The organism is Streptomyces calidiresistens (genome assembly GCF_014141525.1).
In the GTDB taxonomy this organism is placed as follows: Bacteria; Actinomycetota; Actinomycetes; order Streptomycetales; family Streptomycetaceae; genus Streptomyces; species Streptomyces calidiresistens.
The window spans coordinates 1-4060 of the sequence record NZ_VKHS01000518.1; the positions used below are offsets into that span (position 1 = coordinate 1).

3 protein-coding genes are annotated in these 4060 nt (G+C 71.5%); all 3 read left to right on the top strand.

Annotation, left to right across the window (positions count from 1 at the left end):
- Window positions 1-126 precede the first annotated feature (126 nt).
- Genes secD through FOE67_RS18785 form a run of 3 tightly spaced genes read left to right on the top strand, consistent with a single transcriptional unit; the run spans window position 127 to window position 3834 of the window.
- Window positions 127-2043, top strand: coding sequence for a protein translocase subunit SecD (gene secD / locus FOE67_RS18775; protein ID WP_323385041.1), 1917 nt, complete (start codon window positions 127-129; stop codon window positions 2041-2043).
- A gap of 1 nt (window position 2044) precedes the next feature.
- The gene (gene secF / locus FOE67_RS18780; RefSeq protein ID WP_182665827.1) at window positions 2045-3253 is read left to right on the top strand and encodes a protein translocase subunit SecF; all 1209 of its coding nucleotides are present in this window, start codon (window positions 2045-2047) and stop codon (window positions 3251-3253) included.
- A gap of 38 nt (window positions 3254-3291) precedes the next feature.
- Window positions 3292-3834, top strand: a complete 543-nt coding sequence (locus tag FOE67_RS18785; RefSeq protein WP_182665831.1) for an adenine phosphoribosyltransferase — start codon at window positions 3292-3294, stop codon at window positions 3832-3834.
- The last annotated feature ends 226 nt before the right edge of the window (window positions 3835-4060 follow it).

Consider the following 4060-nt stretch of genomic DNA (forward strand, 5'->3'; position numbering starts at 1 on the left):
GTCAGATTTGTATAAGAGACAGCCCCGGGGACCGTCCCCCCACACCCCGTTCACAACCGCCGACACCCGCCGAGCCGTGCCGCGACCACCGGGCGCGGGCCGCAGGACTAGAGAGAAGACGAGAAGGTGGCTGGACCGAATCAGGACTTCAGGTCCCCCGGGAAGGACCTCAGGTCCGCGCAGGCCAAGCCCGGCCGCGCCCTGGTGGCACTGTTGCTGCTGGTGGTGCTCCTCACCGCCGGTATGTTCCTCACCGGTGCGAACACCCCCCGCCTGGGCATCGACCTGGCGGGCGGCACGAGCATCACACTGAGCGCCACCGAGGACTCCCGCAACGAGGGGGCGGTCAACGAGGAGAACCTCGCCACGGCCGTGGACATCATCGAGCGCCGGGTCAACGGACTGGGCGTCTCCGAGGCCACCGTCCAGTCCCAGGGTGACCGCAACATCGTGGTGAGCATCCCCCGGGGCACCGACGAGGAGCAGGCCCGCGAGCAGGTGGGCACCACCGCCCAGCTCGGGTTCCGCCAGGTGCTCTCGGTACAGCCGGCCTTCACCCTCCCCGAGGGCGAGGAGGGCCCCGAGCCCGGCGAGGGCGACGGGGAGACGGCCGAGGAGCCCGACACCGAGGGCGACCCCGAGGGTGACGCCGAGGGCACCGGCGAGGACGGGGCCGAGGACGGCGAGGAGGCCGACGGCACCGACTCCACCGACCAGAGCCTGCGGACCCCGGGGGCCACCGCCGGGACCACCACCGCCACCAACGCCTCCTTCCGCACCGACGAGACCACCGACGAGGCCGTCGAGGAGACCGACGGCACCGAGGGGGAGACTGCGCAGGAGGACGGCGGGGAAACCCCCGGTGGGGAAGAGGGCGAGGACGGCGCCCCCGCCGAGGGCGAGGAGGGCTTCGAACTCCCCGAGGCCGAGTCCGGTCTCGCCGCCGAGCTCGCCGCCCTGGACTGCTCCACCCCCGAGGCCCGCCAGGAGGCCCGCTCCGCCGCGGCCGACGCCCCGGACGAGAACCCGATCGTCGCCTGCGACGAGGAGGGCTTCTACAAGTACGAGCTGGGTCCGGTCGCCGTGCCCGGCACGGACATCACCGGCGCCGACGCGGTCTACGACACCCAGCAGGGCCTGGGCTGGATCGTCACCATGGACTTCAACTCGGAGGGCGCCCGCAAGTTCGCGGACATCACCGCCCAGCTGGCCACCGAGTTCGAGCCCCGCAACCAGTTCGCCATCGTCCTCGACGGCGAGGTCCGCTCCGCGCCCCGGGTCTCCGAGCGCCTGGGTGGCGGCAGCGCCATGATCCAGGGCAACTTCGACTCCGAGACCGCCGGCGCGCTGGCCAACGTCCTGAAGTTCGGCGCCCTGCCGATCACCTTCGAGATCGCCAACGTCACCACCGTCTCCCCGACGCTGGGCAGCGAGCAGTTGCGCGCCGGTCTGATCGCCGGTGGCATCGGTCTCGCCCTGGTCGTGGGGTACCTGGTCTTCTACTACCGGGCCCTGTCCGCGATCGCGATCGCCAGCCTCATCCTGATGGCCGGCCTGACCTACGTGATCATGACCCTGCTCGGTCCGGCGATCGGCTTCGCGCTGAGCCTGCCGGCCATCTGCGGCGCCATCGTGGCCGTCGGTATCACGGCGGACTCGTTCATCGTCTACTTCGAACGGGTCCGTGACGAGGTGCGGGCGGGACGACCGATCAGAGCGGCGATCGAACGCGGTTGGCCCCGCGCCCGCCGCACGATCATCGTCTCCGACGTGGTCTCCTTCCTCTCCGCGATCGTGCTGTTCCTCGTCTCGGTCGGATCGGTCCAGGGCTTCGCCTTCGTGCTCGGCCTGACCACCGCCCTCGACCTGATCATCGTGTTCCTGCTCACCAAGCCGCTGCTGACCCTGGCGGGCCGCCGCAAGTTCTTCGCCAAGGGCCACAAGTGGTCCGGGCTCGACCCCAAGCGCCTCGGGGCCAGGCCGCCGATCCGTCGCACCGGCCGTCGTCCGGTCCCCGTCACCGCCGAACCGAAGGAGGCCTGAGATGGCCAGCCTCTCCACCCTCGGCGCCAGGATCTACCGAGGCGAGACCGCCTACGACTTCGTGGGCCGGCGGAAGTTCTGGTACGCCGTCTCGATTCTCCTGGTGATCGTCTCGCTCACCGGTCTGGGCGTCCGCGGCCTGTTCCTGGGCGTGGAGTTCCAGGGCGGCGCGGTCTTCACCGTGCCGGCGAGCGCGGAACTGTCCACGGACGACGGTCGTCGGATCGCCGAGGAGGCATCCGGCAACGACGCCCGGGTGCAGGAACTGGGCAGCGGCGCCCTGCGGGTCCAGGTCACCGGCCTGGACACCGACGAGTCCGACACCGTTCGCGCGGCGATCGCCGACGAGGTGGGCCTGCAGCCCACGGAGATCGACGCCGAGTTGGTCGGGCCCAGTTGGGGCCAGCAGATGACCACCAAGGCGTTCCAGGGAATGATCGTCTTCCTTGTCCTGGTGACGATCTATCTGGCCTTCGCCTTCGAATGGCGGATGTCACTGGCGGCCCTCGTCGCGATGGCCTTCGACCTCCTGGTCACGGTCGGCGTCTACGCGCTGGTCGGTTTCGAGGTCACCCCGGGCTCGGTCGTCGGCCTCCTCACCATCCTGGGCTACTCGCTCTACGACACGGTGGTGGTCTTCGACAAAGTGCAGGAGAAGACCCGCATCGTCCTCAAACAGAGCCGGTACACCTACGGTGAGCTGGCCAACCAGGGCATCAACTCCGTGGTGGTCCGCTCGATCAACACCTCGGTGACCGCCCTGCTGCCGGTGGCGGGCCTGCTGTTCATCGGCACCGGCCTGCTGGCGGGCGGCATGCTCAAGGACATCGCGCTGCCGCTGTTCGTGGGTCTGGCCGCGGGTACCTTCTCCTCCATCTTCATCGCCACCCCCCTGGTGGTGGACTTCCGTCTGCGCGACCCGGAGATCGCCGCGCACAACCGGCGCATCCTGGACAAGCGGGCCGAGCGGGGCACCCCCGCCCCCTCGCCGGCCGCCCACGGCCGGATCGAGGACGACGGCAGCGGGGAGGCCGGGGACGCCGCCGACGCCGATGGCACCGGTCCGGTGGGTACGGCCGCCGTTCCCGCCCCCGGCAACGGCGGCGACAACGACGGGTCCGGTGAAACCGGCGACTACGTCACGGTGCAGCGTCGCCAGCCGGTCTCCCGCGCCCGCGGGCGGGGACGCCCCTCGGGGAAGCGACGGTGAGCGCGCCGACCGGGGCCTCCGACGAGCCGCTCTCCCCGGTGTCGGAGGCCCAACGCCGGCTGCTGCTGGAGCGGATCCGGGACGTGCCCGACCACCCGAAGCCGGGCGTCGTCTTCAAGGACATCACCCCGCTGCTGGCCGATCCGGTCGCGCTGGCCGTGGTGACCGACACCCTGGCGGCGATCTGCCGGCGGCACGGTGCCACCAAGGTCGCCGGTCTGGAGGCGCGCGGGTTCATCCTCGCCGCCCCGGCGGCGGTGCGGGCGGGCATCGGCTTCATACCGGTCCGCAAGGCGGGCAAGTTGCCCGGCGCCACGCTGGGCCAGAGCTACGAGCTGGAGTACGGCACCGCCGAGATCGAGCTGCACGCCGAGGACCTGGGGCCCTCGGACCGGGTGCTGGTGATCGACGACGTGCTCGCCACCGGCGGGACCGCCGAGGCCTCGTTGCGGTTGATCCGCCGCACCGGCGCCGACATCGCCGGCCTGGCGGTGCTCATGGAACTGGGCTTCCTCGCCGGGCGCGAGCGCCTGGACCCGGCGCTGGGAACCGCCCCGCTGGAGGTCCTCCTCTCCATCTGAGGCGGTCCGGGACCCCTCGGCCGCCCCTCACACGATCCCGGTGTCCCCGCCGCTCCGGCGGGGACACCGGGATCGTCGTGTCCGGGGCGTTCCCGGGCCCCGGCCGGACCTTCGGGGGGAGTGTCCGGGGGTCGGTCGCTACCATGGCATTCCGAACGTCTCCCGGGAGCGCTCTTGCCAGACCAGATCCAGCCGCGCACCCCCGCCGGGCGGCCCACCCGTGAAG

Coding starts and splice junctions, on each gene's coding strand:
- secF (WP_182665827.1), top strand. CDS start 2,045: ATGGCCAGCCTCTCCACCCTCGGCGCCAGGATCTACCGAGGCGAGACC.